Origin of the sequence: Amycolatopsis regifaucium (genome assembly GCF_001613935.1) — a bacterium.
GTDB lineage: Bacteria > Actinomycetota > Actinomycetes > Mycobacteriales > Pseudonocardiaceae > Amycolatopsis > Amycolatopsis regifaucium.
Genome location: NZ_LQCI01000003.1, coordinates 498354 through 517886, shown reverse-complemented (window position 1 = coordinate 517886; position 19533 = coordinate 498354). Strand labels below are relative to the sequence as shown.

Sequence of the window (19533 nt, the reverse complement as noted above, 5' to 3'; positions counted from 1 at the left end):
CAGCCGAGCCTTGGATAACCTTGCGGTTCCATAACCATGTGGTAATCTACGGGGGAGCAGATCGACTTGTCAAGTCCCACACCGAGCCTGACGAGGAAGAACACGGAAGAGAAAGGAGGCGAGGCCACGCTCTCGGCCGCCACGCGCCTGCGCTAAAGGGCACGCGAGCGCGTACTGGCGGGCAATTGGGGTTACCGTCGGTACCGGCATGGACGACGACCGAGACGAGCTGATGAACGCCGGGCGACCGAAGACGACGAAACGATGGGCGACCGTCATCCTGGGAGCGGCCACTGTTCTGCTCACGAGCGTGCAGTGCGGTACAGCGAACGAGCAACCAGGATCGGCACAGCCTGCGGGGACGGTTCCCCCGCCGGGCAGCACCGTTTCCAGCCCGTCCACCAGCCCGCCTCCTCCCTCGCCGTCACCGAGGACGGAGCAGGCGCCCGGATCGGACTGCAAGGCGGTCACCGCCGGGATGAGCCCCCGGCAGCGGCTGGCCCAGCTGGTGGTGGTCGGCGTGAACGCGGGCGACCCGCAGGCAACGGTGAAGCTGGTGCGCGATCAGCAGGTCGGCGGCATCTTCCTCGGCGGCAACGAGACGGCCCTGTTGCAGAACCGCGCGTTGGACGAGGTCCAAAAGGCCGCGAAAGTCCCCGTGTCGGTGGCAATCGACGAGGAAGGTGGCCGCGTTCAGCGGATCGACGCCCTCGACGGCAGCATGCCGAGCGCGCGGAAGATGGCCGCGACCATGACACCGGCGCAGGTACGGTCAAAGGCCGCCGAACGAGGCCGGCAGATGCGGGCCCGTGGCGTCACTGTCGACTACGCGCCCGATGCCGACATCACCGATCAGCCGGACCGAGACATCGTCGGCGACCGGTCGTTCGGCTCGGACCCCGAAGTCGCTCGCAAGTACGTCCTGGCGTTCGCGCAAGGGCTACGGGACGCCGGGGTGCAGCCGGTGCTCAAGCACTTCCCGGGGCACGGGCACGCCACGGGGGACTCCCACAAGGGACTGGTCCGGACGCCGCCGCTCGCTTCGCTGCGGAAGGTCGATCTGGTGCCTTACCGCGACATCGGCCAGTACGGCGAGGTCGGCGTCATGGTCGGACACCTGGACGTGCCCGATCTGACCGGCGGTACGCCGTCGACCCTGTCGGCGCCGGCGTACCGGCTGCTGCGGAAGGACTACGCGTTCGACGGCCCGGTGATCACGGACGATCTCGGGGCGATGAAGGCGATCACGGCTCAGTACCCGCTGCCGACGGCGGTCCTCAAGGCGTTGCAGGCGGGGGCGGATCAGGCGTTGTGGTCCTCCGGCGGCAACGTCGGCACGGTACTGAACACGCTGGAGCAAGCGCTTGCGTCAGGCGCGCTCCCGGCCGCCAGGGTCGATGAGGCGCTGACCAGGGTGCTCACGGCGAAACAGGCCTGCGGCTGACCGAACCGGGGCCCGGAAGGCGGCTCCGCGGCTTGCCCGGCGCGGACGAATCGACTGGGCCGTCCGCAAACCAGGCTGTCCATAAACGGTCCGAAAACACAATGCTGACCAGGTCGGCGCCGGGAGTGACCCTGATCACCGCCCCGCCGCCGGATCAAGGAGGATCGCGTGCCTGGTCCCATGAAGTACCTACGCCGTTTCGCACTGATGACCGCCGCCGCGGCCGGATTGAGCCTACTCGTCGCGCCGGTGACGTCAGGAGCGCCGTCATCGATCGATCGTCCGGTACCGACCACCGGTTGCGACCGTCCTTCGCCGGTCCCGCCGGGGTGACGACGCTGCGGACTCTGACGTCCGGTGGTCTGGCCCGCGAGTACACGGTCCACGTTCCCGCGCGGTACCAGCCGTCGCGGTCGTATCCGCTGGTGTTGTCGTTCCACGGGCACAAGCGGACCTCGAAGTACCAGGAGGAGTTGTCCGGCTTCTCCGCGTATGACGCGATTTCCGTTTACCCGCAGGGGCTTCCTGGCACCGACGGCGAGTCGGCCTGGACCGGCGCACCCTATTCGGCGGTCGCCGACGACGTGCTCTTCACCAGCGACCTGTTGAACGCGCTCCAGCGGGACCTGTGCGTCGACTCCCGCCGGATCTACGCGACGGGCAAATCGAACGGCGGCGGGTTCGTCGGCGTCCTCGCCTGCCGGATGCCAGGCCGGATCGCGGCGTTCGCCCCGGTCGCCGGGGCGTTTTACCCGCAGGACGGGAAGTGCGATCCATCGCGCCCGGCACCGATTCTCGACTTTCACGGAACTGCCGACATGACGATTCCCTACACCGGGAATCCCGCCAAGGGCCTGCCGACGCTGCCGGACTGGCTCGCCGGATGGGCAGACCGGAATGGTTGCTTCCCACGCCCAATCCAGTATTCGCCGAAAACCGACGTCACCGTCCAACGCTGGCTCGGCTGCTCCCTCCAGCACTACCGGGTCGAAGGCGCCGGGCATGTCTGGCCGAGCACAGCACCGAACAACGACTCCATCACCCCGGCGGTCATCAACGCGACACCGGTCATCTGGAGCTTCTTCCTGGCCCATCGTCGGCCTTAAAACGGCCATTTCCTTGCCGGGCCAACCCGTGCGGCGGTACGGTTTGACTGACCGGATGACCTGATGAGCAAATTTGGTCACGAAGTCAGAGACTGGGAGTGCACGTGGCAGAACGTCCGGACCGCACGGCCGGCCGCGCCGATCGCATCCTCGACGCGGCCGGCGTCCTGCTGACGCGGCTGGGCTATCGCAAGGTGACCATCGAGGACATCGCGAACCAGGCCGGCATCGGGAAGGGCACGATCTACCTGCACTGGCGCGCCAAGGAAGACCTCTTCCAAGCGTTGCTCCTGCGTGAATCCGTCCGAGCCGCCGAGGCGCTTCTCGCGAGGCTGGCCGAAGACCCGGCGGAGGTACTCCCCCATCGGTTTCAGCGGGCGACCTTCCTGCACACCCAACGAAATCCGCTGCTCGGCGCGCTCATCACCGGCAACACCGAACTACTGGGCCGGTTGAAGAAACATCCCTTGCAGAACCAGGACGCCGTCGTGACCGAGCGGTATCTGAAGACGATGATCGACCGGGGTCTGCTGCGCGACATCCCGAACCTGCTGTATTCCCTGCGAGCCTCGGCGCTGGGGTTCTATCTGGTGGACAGCTTCATCCCCGAGAGCACCGGCCTCACACCTGAGGAGAAGGCCGATGCCCTCGCGCACATCATCCGGTCGGCGTTCGAGCCGCCGGAAGAACCGTCCCCGGCGGACTTGGCCGTCACCGCGGCCGAAGTGACCCAGGCGTTCCAGGATCTCATTTCGACCTATCACGCCTGGATCTACCGGCAGGACGGAGCCGAGGAGCCCGTCTGATCCGAGCTCCTTCATTCGAGAAGAAGGGGGCACGCCATGACCACACTCGCCGAAAACTGGGGAGTCCACGAAAGCCAGTTCTGGCTTCGCGGCGAATTCCCGGCCGATCCGGTGCAGTTCGAACCCGAAACGGGCATGTGGAACGTCTACGGCCACGCCGAGGCGCTGAAGACCTTGAGCGATCACAAGGTCTTCTCCTCCGACACCGCCCGCCTGATCCCCCAGGAGCTGGCGCCGGACAAGGACCTGTTCGTCGACGGCAACCTGCTGCAGATGGATCCACCGGACCACAAGAAGTTGCGCACACTGGTGAGTCACGCCTTCACACCGAAGGTCGTCGCGGACCTCGAACCGCGGATCGCCACGTTGACGAACGAACTCCTCGACGTCGTCGACGGGGAGGACTCGATGGAACTGGTGACGAATCTGGCCTATCCGCTGCCGGTGATCGTCATCGCCGAATTGCTCGGTATCCCGGCGAGCGACCGCGAGCTGTTCAAGGAATGGGTCGACACGTTGCTGCGGAACAGTCAGCAGCGGTCGCTGGTCAAGCAGACCGAAGAGGACAAGAAGGCCTCCGACGAAACGGTCGAGCAGCTGAGGAACCTGGTGAACTACCTTGGCGAGCACGTCGACGACCGACGGCGGAACCCGCGCGAAGATCTGCTGACCAAACTCGTCGAAGCCGAGGTCGACGGCGAAAAGCTTTCGCAGAACGAGGTCGTGAACTTCGCGAACGTGCTGCTACTCGCCGGGCACATCACCACCACGATGCTGCTCGGGAACACGGTGCTGTGCCTGGATTCCCATCCGGACGAGTACCGGCGCGTCCGTGCGGACCGCGCTCTGCTGCCCGCCACGATCGAGGAATCACTGCGCTTCCTCAGCCCGTTCGCACTCGTCGCCCGCGCCACGACGACCGAAGTCGAACTCGGCGGCCGGACGATTCCGGCGGACAGCATGCTCGCCATCTGGGTCGCGGCCGCGAACCGGGATCCGCGCACGTTCACGGATCCGGGAACCTTCGACCCGGCCAGGGCGCATAACCCCCATTTGGCCTTCGGCCGGGGAATCCACTTCTGCATCGGGGCTCCGCTGGCGAGGCTGGAAGGCAAGACGGCGCTCAACATCCTGTTGGACCGGTTCCCTGAGCTGCGTACCGACCCCGCTGTCCCGCCTTCGTTCATTCCCAGTCCGAACATGACCGGGGTGAACGAGCTTCAGCTGCTGCTGAAGCCTTAGCGGTCGGCGAACCGGGAAGCGAGCGGGACCACCACTCGCGGAACCCGCTTGCCTGGTGTGTACCGCAGCTCGGTGATGTTGCCGTTCGGTACGAGGTAGGTGTCGGCGAACGTGCGGAATCCGCGCATGGCCTCGCTGTCGGGGGTGGTGATCCCGGTCAGCAACGACCACATGACCGCGCGGATGAAGAGTCCGTGCGTGAAGACGGCGATCGGTCCGGGTTCCCGTTCTCCCAGCCGGGCCAGGAACTCCTGGGTCCGGCTGAAGAGACCGGCGAAGGATTCCGCGCCGTTCACCGCGTGGTGTGGATCGGCCCGGTCCCAGTACGCCTCGGTGTACGGCCTGCGGATGGCGGTGGTGGTGACCTGTCCATGGAGTTCGCCGAGAAAGGTGAACTCCTGGACAGGCCACTCCTCGCGTTCCGCGCCGGGGAACCGCTTGATCGTCGGTTCCGACGTCTGCCTCGCCCGCAGAAACGGCGACGTCACGATCAACCGTGGCGGTTCATCAAAGGATTCGGCGACTTCGGCGGCCTGCCGTCTGCCTAGGTCGGTCAGCGCCGAAGCCCCCGGCTCACCACCGGGAAGACCGGCGTTCGACTCGCTTTCCCCGTGCCTGATCAACCACACCCTGGTCACGATCGCCTCCTAGACCCCGTGTGCACCGACGATCGCACCGAGCGGAGTTGATCGCGACTTCCAGGATGCCGTAATCACCGGGGAAGTGACACGGTTTTCAGCGGTCGAACTGCCCCGGCTGCCGTCCCTCGCCCGCGGGGCCGCGGTACGCCTGCGCGATGTCCAGCCAGTGGTCCGCCAGCGCGCCTTCGGCAAGGACGTCGAGATCGTCGCGGTGACGGCGCCGCGTGACCAGGAGGCAGAAGTCCTCCGCGCTCCCGGTGATCCGCTGCGGTGAATCCTCGGGGCCGAACGTCCACAGTTGCCCGGACGGCGAAGTGATCTCGAAGCGGAACTCCTGCTCCGGCGGCGTCAGCCCCCGTGCTTCGTAACCGAAGTCCCGCACCCGGACTGCGAAACCGACGAGGTAGGCGAGCCGGTCGGTCCGCTCCGGGCGCACTCCGAGCGCGTCCGCGACGTCCTGGCCGTGAGCGAACAGTTCCATCATCCCGGCGCAGGCGAGGATGGCCGGCGGCAGCGGGTTGACCAGCCACGGCACGACCTGGTCCGCCGGGACCGCGGCGAGTGCCTTGATGCCGGCGTCGCGTTCGGCGCGCCACCGGCTCAGCAGGACCTCGTTGGGATCTCCGAGGTAGTCGTCGAGTGCCGCGTTGACGGCGGCGTCGAAACCGCGCGCCATCGAGGTCTTCGCGAGTTCGGCGAACTTCCGCGGCTCGGCCGCGGACAGCCCGGCGATCTTGAAAATGAAGGAAAGGTGAGCGATCTGATGCCTGACCGACCACCCGGCCGCGGGCGTGGGCAGAGCCCAGCCCGTGTCGTCCAGATCGGACACCAGGGCGTCGACCTGTTCACCCTCCGCGGTGAGGTCCCTGATCACGTGCCGGAAGTCAGTCACCGTGCCGTCCTCTCGCCGTTTCCACCCTTTCCGATGATGCGGACGCGGCACGCCGTCGTCTTCTCCTCGTGAGCCGCAGAAAATTCGCGCTTGATTCTGGAGCCGGGTCCAGGTTCTACCCTCGGTACATGCGAACCGAAGCGACGACGGCGCTGACGGCGTTGACCATGTCCCAGGTGACCTCGCGCGCCGGTGTACGACCGGACACCGTGCGCTACTACGAGCGCATCGGTCTCCTGCCAGCACCGGCGCGGACGTCCGGGGCACATCGGCGCTACGACGAGGACGTCATCGACAGGTTGCGGTTCATCCGCGGCACCCAGCGGCTCGGGCTGACGCTGACGGAGATCGGCGACCTGCTGAGCGTGCGCGACACCGGGGTCTGCCCGTGTGAACCCGCCGAAACCATGCTGGAACGCCATCTCGCCGAAATCGAAGCGGAGATGACCCGGCTCGGCGCCCTGCACGCCGAACTCACTTCCATGCTGTCCGGGATGTCCGGCGAGAAATGCGCCGATCCGCTGCCCGGCGCGTGGTGCCCGCCTGACCACGGACCCGAGGGAGGAGGTGGATGACCATGCGGAACGACGACTGGTGCGACTGCGACTGCGGCACCGGCTGCTGCTGACCGGTTCCGGCGGGACCGGCCGGGCTTGACGTCACCCGGCCGGCCATCCGAGCGGTCAGTCCTGCGGCAGGAGCACCGTCTTCCCGATCCTGTCCTTGCAGACCTCGGCGGAGTAAGCCATCAGCCCGCCAGCCTGCGCATCCCGAAAGAGACGCTGAATCGGCGAAGCGCGCAGAAAACCCGAGCCACCTCCCGCCTTCAACGCCAGCTGGGCGACGTCGCGGGCGACGTCGTTCGCGAGCACCTTCGCGGTCATGGTCGCGGACATGAATTCCGGCGAGTTCTGATCTGCCAGCCACGCCATGTTGCGGGCGTACATGCGCGCGGCGTCGAGGCGGGTGTGGACGTCCGCCACTTCGAACTGCAGCCATTGCATTTCGGCGAGTGACTGCCCGGTCATGGGAATGACACGGTTACGGGAGTGCGTGATCAGCGCGTCCTCCGCCGCGTCGGCTATCCCGAGTGAAAGGAACGCGAGCCCTGCTCCGATGTGGTTCGGGCGCCGCTCGGTCGAGGGCGGACACCGGCGGTCCTCCCGCAGGACCGTGCCTTCGAACGAGACGAGCTGGCTACGACTGGCACGCAGTCCCATCGTGTCCCAGATGGGTACGAAGGTCATCGTGTCGTCCGGCGCGACGCCGAAGAAGGTCGGCGCGCCGTCGACGAGCGCGTTGACCAGGAAGTGATCGGCGGCCTCGCAGCCGGAAACGAACCGTTTGGCACCGGTGAGCCGGAACCCGCCATCGACGGGCTCGGCGACCTGTTGCGGCATGAGGAACATGTTCCCGCTGCTCGGTTCCGACAGCGCGTTGGCGAAACGTTTGCCGTCGATGAGTTCCCCGGCATAGAAGCGGCCCACTTCGGGAGCGGACAGCTGGACCAGTCCGACCGCGGCGCCGATGTGCATCACCCAGATGCACGCGGTCGAGGAACAGGCGGCGCTGAGGATCCGGACGATCTCGCCGTAAGCCCGATAGCTCAGGCCCTCGCCACCGAACTCCGCGGGCAACGTCGCCCTGTCGAGGCCGGTCGCGTGCAGAGCGCGGAGGTTGGCGATGGGCAACTCGGCCGTATCGTCGAAGTCGGCCGCTGTCGCGGCGAAGCCCTTCGCCAGTTCGGTGACGATTTCGATCCAGCGATGTTCGTGGGCGGGCGGGTCGAACGGATGCGTGGCCTCGGTCATGTCCGCATCATGCCGCAATCGCGAAGGCCACCTCGCCACCCCGAGAATGGCGAAGGAGGCCTTTCACGGTGCGACAGTCACACCCTGGGCCGGCCACGCTGACCGAACGAGAACCAGAGATCGTCACCACCGCCACCCAGGGCGGGACCGACACCGAGATCGGCGCGGCACTGCAGCTCCGCCGCACGAGTGGTCGGCCTGACCTTCGCCAGCGGTATCGCTTGCGGCGTGATCATGTCCGGCTGCACCCATGACCAGACCAGCGACTCTTCCACGCCCAAGGACCGCGACCGCTCTCAGTCCGCGATGAGCACCTCTCCCGCTCCGTCGAACCGGTAACCGACCCCGCGCACGGTCGTGATGGGCGCCAGCACGGGTTCGAGCTTGCCGCGGATCTTACGGACATGGACGTCCACCGTCCGTCCGTTGCCACCGCTCAGCCCCCACACCCGCGCCATGAGGGTGCCGCGGTCGAAGACGCGGTCGGGATTCCGGCTCAGGAACAGCAGGAGATCGAACTCCAGCCTGGTGAACTCCAGCACCTCGCCGCACAGCAGCACACGCCGTGATTCGGGCTCGATGCGCAGCGGCGGCGCGGGTCCGCTGAGGCGACGACGCCGTCCAGCGAGTTCGACGACCTTGTCATCGTGGAAAGTGCGCGCCGTCAAAGTCACGCCGACAGTGTCCTCAAAGGACTCAAGCAGGCGCGCGGTGATCGCGGCGGCGTGCTCGGAGTCGGTGCTGACTCGCAAGGCCAAGGTCAGTTCGACGGTCGGTTCCCCGGTCACCACAACCGACTGCGTCATCTCACACCACCCGGACCGGATGCCGCACGACAGCGTCGAAAAGGTAGCCCTGCGTGTTGTGCGGAGTGACGTCCGACTGGGTGACGCCGGTGATGTCCGTGGCTCTCGCCCGCAGGGTGTACGCGCCGGAAACCCCGGGATGCCAAGGAATTTCCCAGCGTTGCCACCCGCGATCCGTCGCCGCTCCCACGAACTTCGCTTGCCGCCAGCCGTCACCGGTGCTCACTTCGACGCGCCGGATCCGGCCGTTTCCCGACCATGACCGACCGCGCAGTACCTGCTTGGCGCCGGCGGCGAACTCGGCGTTCCACGGCAGTTCGAAGGCGCTCTTGACCACCTGCCGGGTCACGACCGTGCCCTCCACCGGGTAGCCGGGGCCGAGCAACCGGTAGTACCGCGTGTTCCACGGTGAGAACAGCGGTGTTTCCGAAACTTCGATGCGTCCCAGCCATTTGATCGATGAGATGCCCACCCAGGACGGCACGACTAGCCGCACCGGATGACCGTGGTCCGGCGGCAATGGCCGCCCGTTCATTTCGTACGCCAGCAAAACATCCTGCAACGCCTTCGCGACCGGTAGCGGACGTCGCACCTTTCCCAGATTTTCCCCTGCGGTGACGTAGTCGGCGTCCAGTCCTTCCGGCAGGACGTCCACCGCGTGCCGCGTCAGCCCCGCCTTGGCGAGCACGGTGGCGAGACGGACGCCACGCCAGCGCGCGACTCCGACCGCGCCGAGTTTCCACGCCGTACCGGACACCGTCTGCCCTTGCTGGCTGGTGAAGAAATTCCGGCCGTTGCCCGCGCACTCGATGGCGGAGGTGATGGTCTCCGAAGGCAACCGGAGCAAGTCGGCGTAGGCGAACTCCACCGGACGGTCCGCCGTCGGTGCTCCGCGCAGTCCGGTGCCGAACAGCTTCAGCCGCCACGAGCGTGCGTCGATCAGCGGGGTCGAGGTGTGGTTACGGACGAAGAACCGGTCGATCGGCGTCAGGTAGCCCTGCCCGCTCAACGCCTCCCAGCGTGTCTCCGCGTTCGTGCCGTAGACCTCGAAGAACTCCGGCGGCAAGGGTTTCACGATCGGCGCGGCCGCCGAGGCCGTCCCCGACGGCAACGATCCGAACGCCGCCAACGCGAGCCCGCCACCGGCCGTCAGCCGAAGCAACGTGCGCCGCGACAGCCCGTCACCTCGCGCCTCCCCCGCCCGCCACTGCGTGAATCGCGTGCGGTCGTAGGTGGCTTCGTCGGTCAGGCCGCTTCCGGTCATGCGGATCATTGTGAGCAGCGGCCGTCCGCGCGGACCAGCGTGTCCACAGAGCGGAACCAGTTGTGCCCCGGACGGGGATCGAACCCGCACTGTGTCGATTTTAAGTCGACTGCCTCTGCCAGTTGGGCTACCGGGGCACCGACAGCCTAAGCGATGTGACGTTCCGGCGATGACTTAACCCTGAACGCCGTGAAGGCCTCCTTCCCTACGCTCAAAGTAGGGAAGGAGGCCTTCACGGCAAGCTACGAAATCAGGACTTCGACAGCCTGTCGAACTCCTCGCGCGGGTTGTTGATCTGGCCGAGCGAGATGACCTCGCGCCGGAACAGGCCGCCGAGCATCCAGTCGAACAGGATGCGGATCTTGCGGTTCCACGTCGGCATCGCCTTGAGGTGGTACGCGCGGTGGAAGAGCCAGGCCGGGAAGCCCTTGATCTTCAGGTTCAGCGCGTCGGCGACACCCTTGTGCAGGCCGAGACTGGCCACCGCACCCAGATTCTTGTGGTAATAGTCCTTCGGCTTGCCGCCGCGGATCACCTTGATGATGTTCTTCGCCAGCAGACGCGCCTGACGAACGGCGTGCTGCGCGTTCGGCGGGCAGGTCGCGGTCGGGTCCTGCTCGGTGCGCGAGAGGTCCGGCACGGCGGCGTTGTCACCGGCGGCCCAGACGTCGGGGTGTCCGACGACCTGCATCGCGGCGGTGGCCTCGACGCGGCCGCGCTTGTCCAGCGGCAGGTCCGAGCCGGCGAGCACCGGGTTCGCCTTCACACCGGCGGTCCAGATGATCGTGTCGGTGTCGAATTCGGTGCCGTCGGAGAGGACGACATGGCCGTTCTCGAACGACTTCGCCGCTGTCGACAAATAGACTTCGATGCCGCGCTTTTCGAGCTGCTCGACGGTGTACACACCGAGCGTTTCGCGCACCTCGGGGAGGATCCGCCCGGCGGCCTCGACGAGCACCCAGCGGATGTCCTCGACCTTGAGGTTCGGGTAGTAGTTCTCCACCGCGAAGCGGGTCATGTCCTCGAGCTCGGCGAGCGCTTCGATACCGGCGAACCCGCCACCGACGACGGTGAAGGTCAGCAGGCGCTTGCGCTGCTCGGGGTCGAGCGTGCTGGCGGCCTCGTCCAGCTTCGTCATGACGTGGTTGCGCAGGTAGATCGCCTCACCGATGGTCTTGAAGGCGATGCCTTCCTCGACCAGGCCCGGAATCGGCAGGATGCGCGCGACGGCGCCGAGCGCGACCACGAGGACGTCGTAGTTCAGCTGCTCGACGTGCCCGTCGGCGGCTTCGACCGTGACGGCCTTGCGCTCGTGCTCGATCTTCGTCACGCGCGCGGTGAGCACGTGGCAGCGCTTGAGCACGCGCCGCAGCGGCACGACCACGTGCCGCGGTTCGATCGCACCGGCCGCCGCCTCGGGCAGGAAGGGGGCATAGGTCATGTGCGGCTGCGGGTCAACGACCGTCACGGACGCTTCGTTGGCCCGGAGCATCTTCTGGAGCCCGTACGCCGTGTAGAGCCCGACGTATCCACCACCAAGGACGAGGATCCGTGTCGGTTCCGACTTAACACCAGCCATATTTCTATAGTCGCACCCATCTGCTGAGATCGCTCGTAGACCCCATCCGGCTGTGACCAGCGTCGCCACGGCTTCCGCACCGATTCAGTTCAGGCCGGCCACCGAGGTCGCGGCGGCCAGGACGTCGCACACCATGTCAAGCGTCAGGCGGCCGGTCTGGACATTGCGCTGCGATACGTGGTAACAGCCGAAAAGGCGCAGGTCGCCGAGGCTCACCTCGACGCCGTGGCCGAATTTCGGGCGTGGCGCGGGCACCGGCCAGCCCGCCTCCGCGAGGACCGGCAGCAGCGCCTGCCAGCCGAACGCGCCCAGGACCACGACGGCCTTCAGCGTCGGCCTCAGCAACGCGAGCTCGGCGGCGAGCCACGATCGGCAGGTTTCCCGTTCCTCAGGTGTGGGTTTGTTCGCGGGTGGCGCGCATCTCACCGGGGAGACGATCCGGGTCCCTCGGAGCCCGAGACCGTCACCCATATGGGTAGACGTCGGTTGCGAGGCGACCCCGACCTGGTGAAGCGCCTTGAAGAGAACGTCACCGGAAGGGTCGCCGGTGAACATGCGACCGGTCCGGTTCGCTCCATGGGCTGACGGGGCGAGCCCCACGATCGCCAGTGACGCGTCCGGTGGGCCGAAGCCGGGCACCGGCCGGGCCCAATAGGTCTCGTCGGCGAAGGCCGCCCGCTTGACCACGGCGATCTCCTCGCGCCACGCGACCAGCCGCGGGCAGGCGCGGCAACCGACGACCTCGGCGTCGAGCTCGGCGATCGACTGGAACCTCATAGCGACTCCTTCAAGGCGTCACGGCAGAGGCGGTCGGCGAGACGGGTCGTCTCGGGCTGCCGGAACGCCGGGCACAGCCGCAGGACCTGGCGGCACGCGTTGTCCAGCGAGATCTTGTGCCCGACGGAGACGTAAACGGGCTTCACGCCGTCTTGGGTACGCACGACGGCGCCGACGACCTCGCCGTCGTCCACCAGCGGTGTCCGGGCGCCGCGCTCCCGGCCCGGCTCGTCGTGTTCGCCGATGAACCTGGTCTTGCCGACCCCGATGGCAGGCAAGCCGGTCACAACGCCCACATGGCACGCCAGTCCGAAGCGGCGTGGGTGAGCCAACCCGTGGCCGTCGCAGACCAGGAGATCGGGAGTGTGTTCGAGCGCGCGGAGGGCGTCGAGCAGTGGCGGCAGCTCCCGGAAGGCGAAAAGGCCGGGTTCGTACGGGAACGAGATCCCGGAAACGACGGTTCGCTTTTCCACGACGCGGAATCCGGAGGCCTCGAGAGTGACCGCGGCGGCCGCGATCAGGCCTCTCTCCTCGTCGTAGGCGACGTCCAGACCGGTGACCGTGACGATCTCTTGTGGACAACGATCCCCGCGATCGACCAGGCCACGCAGGGTTTCCTGGATTTCGATCGCTTCGGCGACGGTGTTCGGGCGATCATGCGCCGTGACGATGTCCACTCGTACAGACTGCCAGTAAGTTGGGACCATGCCGGACACCAATCCCGATGAGAAGGCCGCCGACGAGAAGGACACCCCGTCGGCGGACACCAAGGTCGAGCCGATCGACGACCTGGTCACCACGAAGCACACGCTGACGCTCAAACGGCGGAAGCTCGCGTACACGGCCCAGACCGGGCGGATCGTGCTGAGGAAGGAGGTCATCACCGACGGCAAGTCCGAAGGCCACAAGGCCAAGGCCGAGGTGTTCCTGACCGCTTACACCCTCGACGACGCGGAGCCCGGCACTCGCCCGGTCACGTTCGCGTTCAACGGCGGCCCGGGTTCGGCGAGCATCTGGCTGCACATGGGCCTGCTCGGCCCGCGGCGCGTGCTGTCCGGCGACGTCGACGACCCGGTCGCGCCGCCCTACGGCCTGACCGACAACCAGGAAACTTTGCTCGCGCACAGTGACCTGGTGTTCATCGACCCGGTGTCGACCGGCTACTCGCGCGCCGTGGACGGCGAAAAGGCCAAGGAGTACCACGGTTACACCGCCGACATCGAGTCCATCGGCGAGATCATCCGACTGTGGGTCTCGCGCAAACAGCGCTGGCTCTCGCCGAAGTTCCTGGCGGGCGAGTCGTACGGCACGCTCCGGGCGGCAGGCCTGGCGGCCCATCTGCAGGAACGTCACGGGATGTACCTCAACGGGCTGCTCCTGATCTCCTCCGTGCTCGACCTGGGCACTCTGCGGTTCACCGAAGGCAACGACCTGCCGTACACGCTCTACGTGCCGACATACGCGGCGATCGCGCACTACCATGGTCTCCACGGCGAACGCCCGCTCGACGACGTCCTCGCGGACGCCGAGGATTTCGCGGCCAAGGAACTCCCCTGGGCACTCGCGCGCGGCGCCCGTCTGTCCACACAGGACCGCGCCGAAGCGGTGGCGACACTGGCTTCGCTCACCGGTCTCAGCGAGTCCTATGTGGACCGGGTGAACCTGCGGATCGAACACGTCCGGTTTTTCACGGAACTGCTGCGGGACAAGGGTCTCACCGTCGGGCGGATGGATGGCCGGTTCACCACCTGGGAACCCGACGGCGGGCGCGAGCACATGAGCGACGACCCGTCGATCTCACGGATCATCGGCGCCTACGCGAGCGGCCTCAACCACTACGTGCGCGCCGAGCTTGGTTACGAGAACGACCTTCCGTACGAGGTCTTGTCGATGGACGTCTTCAAGGCCTGGTCGTACTCCGACTTCGAGGGCCGTTCGGTGTCCTCTGTGGACTCTCTCGCCTCCGCCATGCGGGCGAATCCGCATCTTCGCGTCCATGTCGCTTTCGGTCACTATGATGGCGCTACGCCTTACTTCGCTTCGGAGCACGTGTTGGCGCGCCTGCAGATTCCCGAGGAGCTGCGGGAGAACATCGACACGGCGTACTATCCGGCGGGGCACATGATGTACGTGCACGAGGAGTCTCGGGTGCGGCAGTCAAAGGACCTGGCGAAGTTCGTGAAGAGCGCTTCGGGACAGTAGGGGAGCCTGTGCCCAGACCGGCAAGTGCTATGAAAGGTCCTTTCCTTGCAAATTTTGCAAGGAAAGGACCTTTCATAGCACTCAGGTACCAAGTTCTGTCGGACCCGTCCCTGACCATATCGGCATGTATCTATCCAAAACTCCGCTTACGGACTCGTACCTACGACAACACAGCAGGCATGGCGTCATCCGGGTGGCGTCCTTAGAGAAATTAGGGGTCACACAAAGCACGGCGTACCGAAGATGCCAGCCTGGTGGAAGGTGGACTCATCTACTGCCAGGCATCGTCCTGCTCTCGAAGGAACAACCGACCGCGCGACAACGAGTCGAAGCCTCCTTGATGCTCACCGGCGGCCGTGGGGTCGTTAGCGGCTTCGAGGCCGCGCGCCGATACGGGCTACGGCAAGCCGGGCCGCACGGAACCGTCCACGTGCTCATTCCCCAACAGCGCAAAGTGCGAAGCGTCAAGTTCGCGATCTTCGAAAGAACGATCGTCATGCCGGACCATCGCATAGTCGAAGGGGTTCCGCTGGCCACTCCGGCTCGAGCCGTCTTGGACGGCGTACGGCGCATCCGTGACCTCGACCCCGTACGTGCCTTGCTGATCGAAACCGTCGAGGCAGGCCTGTGCACGGTCGATGAACTGAGCGCCGAACTCGAATCCGGCAGCAGGCGGGGAACCGCACTTCCTCGCGCCGTACTTCGAGAGCTCGCGGCCGAGGTCAAGTCGGTTCCCGAGGCCGCCGCACTGGCGATCTGGAAGAGGGCGGGGCTGCCACCGGCCGAACGGAACGTAAGGATCCTCGACGCTTCCGGAAATTACGTCGGCAAGCCCGATTCCTGGTGCGACGAACTCGCCTTGGCATGGGAAATCGATTCGTATGCCTTCCACTTCGGAAGGGATGCCTACCGCAAGACCCTCCACCGTAACAATCGTTACGCGGCAGCCGGAATCGTCGTCGTGCAGACGTTGCCGTCCCGGATTCGCGATGAGCCTGACAAGGTCATTGCAGAACTCCGGGCCGCAGCCGAAGCGGCAGCACGACGTCCGAGACCGGCCGTCTCCGTGGTCCGCACCGATCGGGCCGCCTGACACTCCAGCCCGTAACGCTATGAAAGGTCCTTTCCTTGCAAAATTTGCAAGGAAAGGACCTTTCATAGCACTTCTCGGCAGAAGAGTCAGCCTCGCAGGAACTGTGAGCCCCGCGTAACGGCCGACCAGGCGTCAACGGCACCATGACCGTAGAAGCCGTTGAACGAAGCGTCACCGACGCAGGTTGCGGTGTACGACGCGTCCCGGCCTTCGTCCAGGTAGTCGACGGTCCGCGGCACCGGGCACGCGATGTCGGAGGCCGTGCCCTCGAGCACCCGCTGCACCGCGTCCGGGTTCATGCCGAAGTCGCGCGAGCCCTTGCCGTACTGCGAAACGATGAGCGCGGCGACACCGGTCGCGTGCGGCGACGCCATCGACGTTCCCTGTAGCCACTGGTAGTAGCCGACGCGGCCGTCGGCGGTGGTCGCCTTCTGGACGCCGTCGTCGAGACCGTCGGGCGTGATGTTCCCGGCGGCGTCGATTTTGCCTTCCGCGACGCCGACGTTGCGCGGGTAGGTCGAGAGGATCTGGTTCTCGATGGCGCGGAACCACGGGGTGCCGAAGCCGTCACGGAAGTATCCGCCGGGCGCGGAGACAGAGATCTGCTCGAGGCCGTAGTTCGAGTAGTCCGCCTTCGCCTGCGAAGGACCGAAGGACGAGACGCCGATCGTGTGCGGGCCCTCGACGGGCAGCGAGAGGCAGCTCGCGTTGTCGATCTGCCGCGGGTGCGTGCTGTTCGACGGGTAGTCCGGGCTCGAAGCGTCCGGCTGCGGGGCGCCGAGGTCAGTGTGCTGGTTGCCCAGCGAGACGACCTGGGTGACGCCCTTGCGGTGCGCGTAGTTCAGCGCACGGGTCGTCGCCTCGATGACGGTCCGCTGTTCCGCCTGCTCCGCGGCCGAGTCCGCCGGGTTGGAGGTGCAGTTGTAGAGCCAAGGGTCCGTGTAGAAGCTCATGTTGACGACGTCCACACCGGCGTCACCGGCGTAGGTGATCGCGTCCACGGTCGGCTGCAGGAAGAAGAAGCCCGAGTCCTGGCCGGCGCGGAGGTTCACCAGCGTCACGTTCGGCGCGACGCCCGAGACGCCGAAACCGTTCGCGGCGGCGCCGATGGTGCCGGCGACGTGCGTGCCGTGCCCGTTGTCGTCGACGTCGGCGGGGTCGACACAGCCGCGGTACTCGCACGGTCCGTCGACGGGTTCACCCTTCACGTCCGCGACGATGTCCTTGGTGAAGTTCTGCGACAACGCCCGGTCGAAGTTGGGGGCGATGTCCGGGTGACTCGCGTCGACACCGGTGTCGATGATGCCGACCTTCACGCGCTTGTCGCCCGGCTGCACGGTGCGCGAAAGGTCCGAACGGACGGACTTGAGGCCCCAGAGCTGACTGTCGAGCGGGTCGAGCCCGGCGGACTGGGCCGAAGCCGCCTTCGGCTTCGAAGCCGACCCGTGGCTTTCCTTCTCGACGACGTTCGGCTTGACCTTCGCCTTGTTGCTCTTCGGCGCGGAGCCGATCGGCTTCGCTTTGGCCGCACCGAAAACCGACCGGTCGGCGGAGACCCGCTCGGCGAAACCGTTGGCGGGCGCGGTCGCGGTGATCAGGCCGACCGCGACGTTGCTGGTCACGACGGTGCCTCCGGCGGCACGGATCGCGCGCTCCACCGAAGCGACGCTCTGCCCCTCGCGGGCCAGAACGGAGAATTCCGTCGGCGCGCCGGAAAGCTGTGGCTGCGCGGACGCCATCGGCGCCGCGACGATCGCGCCGGACAACGGTACCGCCAAGGCGATGATGAGAGATCTAGATCTTTTCACTTCATGCCTCCTGAAGAAAACGATTCGTGCAAACTACGTCACTGACCGTCGGGCTTCAACGAAGTCCCTACTAAAGTCCGGGCACGACGGTTTTTTCCTCCGCGAAATGACAGGCCGACAAATGTCCACCGGTCCGGGTGATCAATTCGGGTTCCTGGTCGGCGCAAATGTCCTGCGCCTTCCAGCACCGGGTACGGAACCGGCAGCCCGACGGCGGATCCAGCGGGCTCGGCACGTCGCCTTCCAGGCGAATCACCTGCCGCTGCCCCCGCAACGCCGGGTCGGCGACCGGCACCGCGGACAGCAGCGCCTGCGTGTAGGGGTGCGAGGGATGCTCGTAGATCTCCTCTTCCGTCCCCATTTCCACGATCTTGCCGAGATACATCACCGCGACCCGCGTGGAAAGGTGACGGACAACGGACAAATCATGTGCGATGAACACATAGGAAAGGCCGAATTCGTTCTGCAGTTCACCGAGCAGGTTCATCACCTGCGCCTGGATGGAGACGTCCAGCGCGGACACCGGTTCGTCGCAGATGATGACCTTCGGCCGCAACGCCAGGGCCCGCGCGATCCCGATGCGCTGCCGCTGCCCACCGGAGAACTGGTGCGGATAGCGGTTGATGTGCTCGGGGTTCAGGCCGACGACGTCGAGCAGGTCCCGCACCTTCGCCGCCCGTGAGCCCTTCGGGGCCACGTCGGTGTGGATCTCGAAGGGCTCACCGACGATGTCACCGACCGTCATCCTCGGGTTCAGCGACGTGTACGGATCCTGCAACACGATCTGGATCTCACGCCGCATTTTCCTGAGCTCGGCGCCCCGCAACGCGAAGATGTCACGGCCTTCGAAGGTCGCGATTCCGCCCGTGGGCTCTTCCAGCCGCATCAACACCTGGGCCAACGTGGACTTGCCACAACCGGATTCCCCCACCACACCGAGGGTCTCACCGGGCATGAGGTCGAACGAGACCCCGTCGACAGCCTTCACCTGACCGATCGTGCGTTTGACGAGGATCCCCGCTCGCACCGGGAAGTACTTCACCAGGTTCTCGACCCGCAAAATGGGCTCAGACACGCTCACTCACCACCTCTTCGGCGAAGTGACAGGCGCTGACCCTGCCGAACCCGAGACTGTGCAGCGCGGGCCGTTCGGTCTCGCACCGGTCCACCGCCCGGGGGCAACGCGGATGGAACGGGCAACCCGGCGGGACGTGCAGAAGACTCGGCGGCAGACCCGTGATGGTCTTCAGCGTCTGTCCTTTGAGGTCCAGCCGTGGCAGAGAGGCCATCAGTGCCTCGGTGTAGGGATGCCCCGGCGAGCGGAACAACTCGGTGACGTCGGCCTGTTCGACGATCCGGCCCGCGTACATCACCGCGATCCGGTCGGCGACCTCGGCGACCACCGCCAGGTCGTGGGTGATGAGGATCAGCCCCATCCGCCGCTCGGCCTGGATCTCCGCCAGCAGGTCCATGATCTGGGCCTGCACGGTGACGTCCAGCGCGGTCGTCGGCTCGTCCGCGATCAGCAGATCCGGGTCGAGCGCCAGCGACATGGCGATCATCGCGCGCTGCCGCATCCCACCGGAGAACTGGTGCGGGTACTCGCGGACCCGGCGCGCGGCGGCCGGGATGCGCACGATGTCGAGCAGTTCGATCGCCCGCTTGCGAGCGTCCTTTTTGGACATCCCAAGCCGGACGCGCAACTGCTCCTCGATCTGGAATCCGACGGTGAAGACCGGGTTCAGCGCGGAAAGCGCGTCCTGGAAGATCATCGCGATCCCCGCGCCCCGCACCTCACGCCGCCGTTCTTCGGTGGCGGTGAGCAGATCCTCGCCGCGGTACCGGACGGCGCCGCCGGTGACGACGGCGGGCGGGCTGTCGAGGATTCCCATCACCGTCTGCGCGGTCACGCTCTTGCCCGAACCGGATTCTCCCAGCACGGCAAGGGTTTCCCCGGCGTGCACGGAGTAGTCGACGCCGTTGAGCACGGTCGCGACGCCGTCCGAGGTCCGGAACTCGACGTGGAGGTCTTCCACTTCCAGCAGCAATTCGTTGTCCACGA

18 protein-coding genes, 1 tRNA gene and 1 pseudogene are annotated in these 19533 nt (G+C 66.4%); 7 read left to right on the top strand and 13 right to left on the bottom strand.

The features are described from left to right. Positions 1 to 208 precede the first annotated feature (208 nt). The 4 genes and pseudogenes from AVL48_RS06270 to AVL48_RS06255 all read left to right on the top strand — a co-directional run bounded on the left by AVL48_RS06270 (position 209) and on the right by AVL48_RS06255 (position 4598). Complete coding sequence (locus AVL48_RS06270; RefSeq protein ID WP_061986202.1) at positions 209 to 1444, top strand: glycoside hydrolase family 3 N-terminal domain-containing protein; 1236 nt, start codon at positions 209 to 211, stop codon at positions 1442 to 1444. A 168-nt stretch (positions 1445 to 1612) separates the two neighbouring features. Continuing rightward, positions 1613 to 2550 (top strand): annotated as a pseudogene (locus AVL48_RS06265) (CE1 family esterase). A 104-nt stretch (positions 2551 to 2654) separates the two neighbouring features. Beyond that, complete coding sequence (locus AVL48_RS06260; RefSeq protein WP_061986360.1) at positions 2655 to 3356, top strand: TetR/AcrR family transcriptional regulator; 702 nt, start codon at positions 2655 to 2657, stop codon at positions 3354 to 3356. Positions 3357 to 3392: 36 nt separating this feature from the next. Then, on the top strand, positions 3393 to 4598 hold the full coding sequence (locus tag AVL48_RS06255; RefSeq protein ID WP_061986204.1) for a cytochrome P450: 1206 nt from the start codon (positions 3393 to 3395) through the stop codon (positions 4596 to 4598). Here the strand turns inward: AVL48_RS06255 and AVL48_RS06250 are convergent. Continuing rightward, positions 4595 to 5236 carry a histidine phosphatase family protein gene (locus tag AVL48_RS06250; RefSeq protein ID WP_061986207.1) on the bottom strand — a complete coding sequence of 214 codons (642 nt, stop codon included), beginning with the start codon at positions 5234 to 5236 and terminating at the stop codon, positions 4595 to 4597. The two genes, AVL48_RS06255 and AVL48_RS06250, sit on opposite strands and share 4 nt — an antisense overlap. A 97-nt stretch (positions 5237 to 5333) precedes the next feature. Further along, positions 5334 to 6131, bottom strand: coding sequence for a TIGR03084 family metal-binding protein (locus tag AVL48_RS06245; protein WP_061986209.1), 798 nt, complete (start codon positions 6129 to 6131; stop codon positions 5334 to 5336). Between the two features lie 128 nt (positions 6132 to 6259). Here AVL48_RS06245 and AVL48_RS06240 point away from each other — a divergent pair, with 128 nt between their 5' ends. After that, a complete protein-coding gene (locus tag AVL48_RS06240; protein WP_061986210.1) occupies positions 6260 to 6706 on the top strand; it encodes a heavy metal-responsive transcriptional regulator in 447 nt (148 codons plus the stop codon). A 108-nt stretch (positions 6707 to 6814) separates the two neighbouring features. Here the strand turns inward: AVL48_RS06240 and AVL48_RS06235 are convergent, their stop codons facing one another. The 8 genes from AVL48_RS06235 to nfi form a co-directional block, all read right to left on the bottom strand. Then, positions 6815 to 7942 (bottom strand): acyl-CoA dehydrogenase family protein, encoded by a 1128-nt coding sequence (locus AVL48_RS06235; protein WP_061986212.1) that lies wholly within the window; start codon positions 7940 to 7942, stop codon positions 6815 to 6817. 77 nt (positions 7943 to 8019) lie between these two features. After that, positions 8020 to 8217, bottom strand: a complete 198-nt coding sequence (locus AVL48_RS06230; protein WP_063054086.1) for a hypothetical protein — start codon at positions 8215 to 8217, stop codon at positions 8020 to 8022. Between the two features lie 21 nt (positions 8218 to 8238). Then, positions 8239 to 8748, bottom strand: coding sequence for a winged helix-turn-helix domain-containing protein (locus AVL48_RS06225; protein ID WP_061986216.1), 510 nt, complete (start codon positions 8746 to 8748; stop codon positions 8239 to 8241). A 1-nt stretch (position 8749) separates the two neighbouring features. Next, a complete protein-coding gene (locus tag AVL48_RS06220) occupies positions 8750 to 10012 on the bottom strand; it encodes a sulfite oxidase (RefSeq protein ID WP_082857570.1) in 1263 nt (420 codons plus the stop codon). A gap of 63 nt (positions 10013 to 10075) precedes the next feature. Then, positions 10076 to 10149 (bottom strand) — tRNA-Leu (locus AVL48_RS06215). Positions 10150 to 10262: 113 nt separating this feature from the next. After that, positions 10263 to 11591, bottom strand: coding sequence for an NAD(P)/FAD-dependent oxidoreductase (locus AVL48_RS06210; protein WP_061986220.1), 1329 nt, complete (start codon positions 11589 to 11591; stop codon positions 10263 to 10265). An 84-nt stretch (positions 11592 to 11675) separates the two neighbouring features. Further along, positions 11676 to 12368, bottom strand: a complete 693-nt coding sequence (locus AVL48_RS06205) for a uracil-DNA glycosylase (protein ID WP_061986222.1) — start codon at positions 12366 to 12368, stop codon at positions 11676 to 11678. Then, positions 12365 to 13045: a deoxyribonuclease V gene (nfi, locus tag AVL48_RS06200; RefSeq protein ID WP_061986224.1), complete on the bottom strand. Its 681-nt coding sequence runs from the start codon at positions 13043 to 13045 to the stop codon at positions 12365 to 12367. The genes AVL48_RS06205 and nfi overlap by 4 nt, the downstream gene beginning before the upstream one ends. A 28-nt stretch (positions 13046 to 13073) precedes the next feature. Between nfi and AVL48_RS06195 the strand changes: the two genes are divergently transcribed. Together AVL48_RS06195 and AVL48_RS06190 are read left to right on the top strand one after the other, a co-directional pair. Continuing rightward, entirely contained in the window at positions 13074 to 14570 is a 1497-nt protein-coding gene (locus AVL48_RS06195) for a S10 family peptidase (protein ID WP_061986227.1), read from the top strand. Between the two features lie 124 nt (positions 14571 to 14694). After that, positions 14695 to 15663 (top strand): hypothetical protein, encoded by a 969-nt coding sequence (locus tag AVL48_RS06190; protein WP_061986229.1) that lies wholly within the window; start codon positions 14695 to 14697, stop codon positions 15661 to 15663. An 86-nt stretch (positions 15664 to 15749) separates the two neighbouring features. Here AVL48_RS06190 and AVL48_RS06185 read toward each other — a convergent pair whose 3' ends face one another. From AVL48_RS06185 to AVL48_RS06175, 3 genes are all read right to left on the bottom strand, one after another. Then, positions 15750 to 17402: a S8 family serine peptidase gene (locus tag AVL48_RS06185; protein WP_061986362.1), complete on the bottom strand. Its 1653-nt coding sequence runs from the start codon at positions 17400 to 17402 to the stop codon at positions 15750 to 15752. Between the two features lie 139 nt (positions 17403 to 17541). Beyond that, positions 17542 to 18546: an ABC transporter ATP-binding protein gene (locus AVL48_RS06180; RefSeq protein WP_061986366.1), complete on the bottom strand. Its 1005-nt coding sequence runs from the start codon at positions 18544 to 18546 to the stop codon at positions 17542 to 17544. Further along, complete coding sequence (locus AVL48_RS06175; RefSeq protein ID WP_061986364.1) at positions 18539 to 19531, bottom strand: ABC transporter ATP-binding protein; 993 nt, start codon at positions 19529 to 19531, stop codon at positions 18539 to 18541. Before AVL48_RS06175 ends, AVL48_RS06180 begins: the two co-directional genes overlap by 8 nt. Between the last annotated feature and the right edge of the window lie 2 nt (positions 19532 to 19533).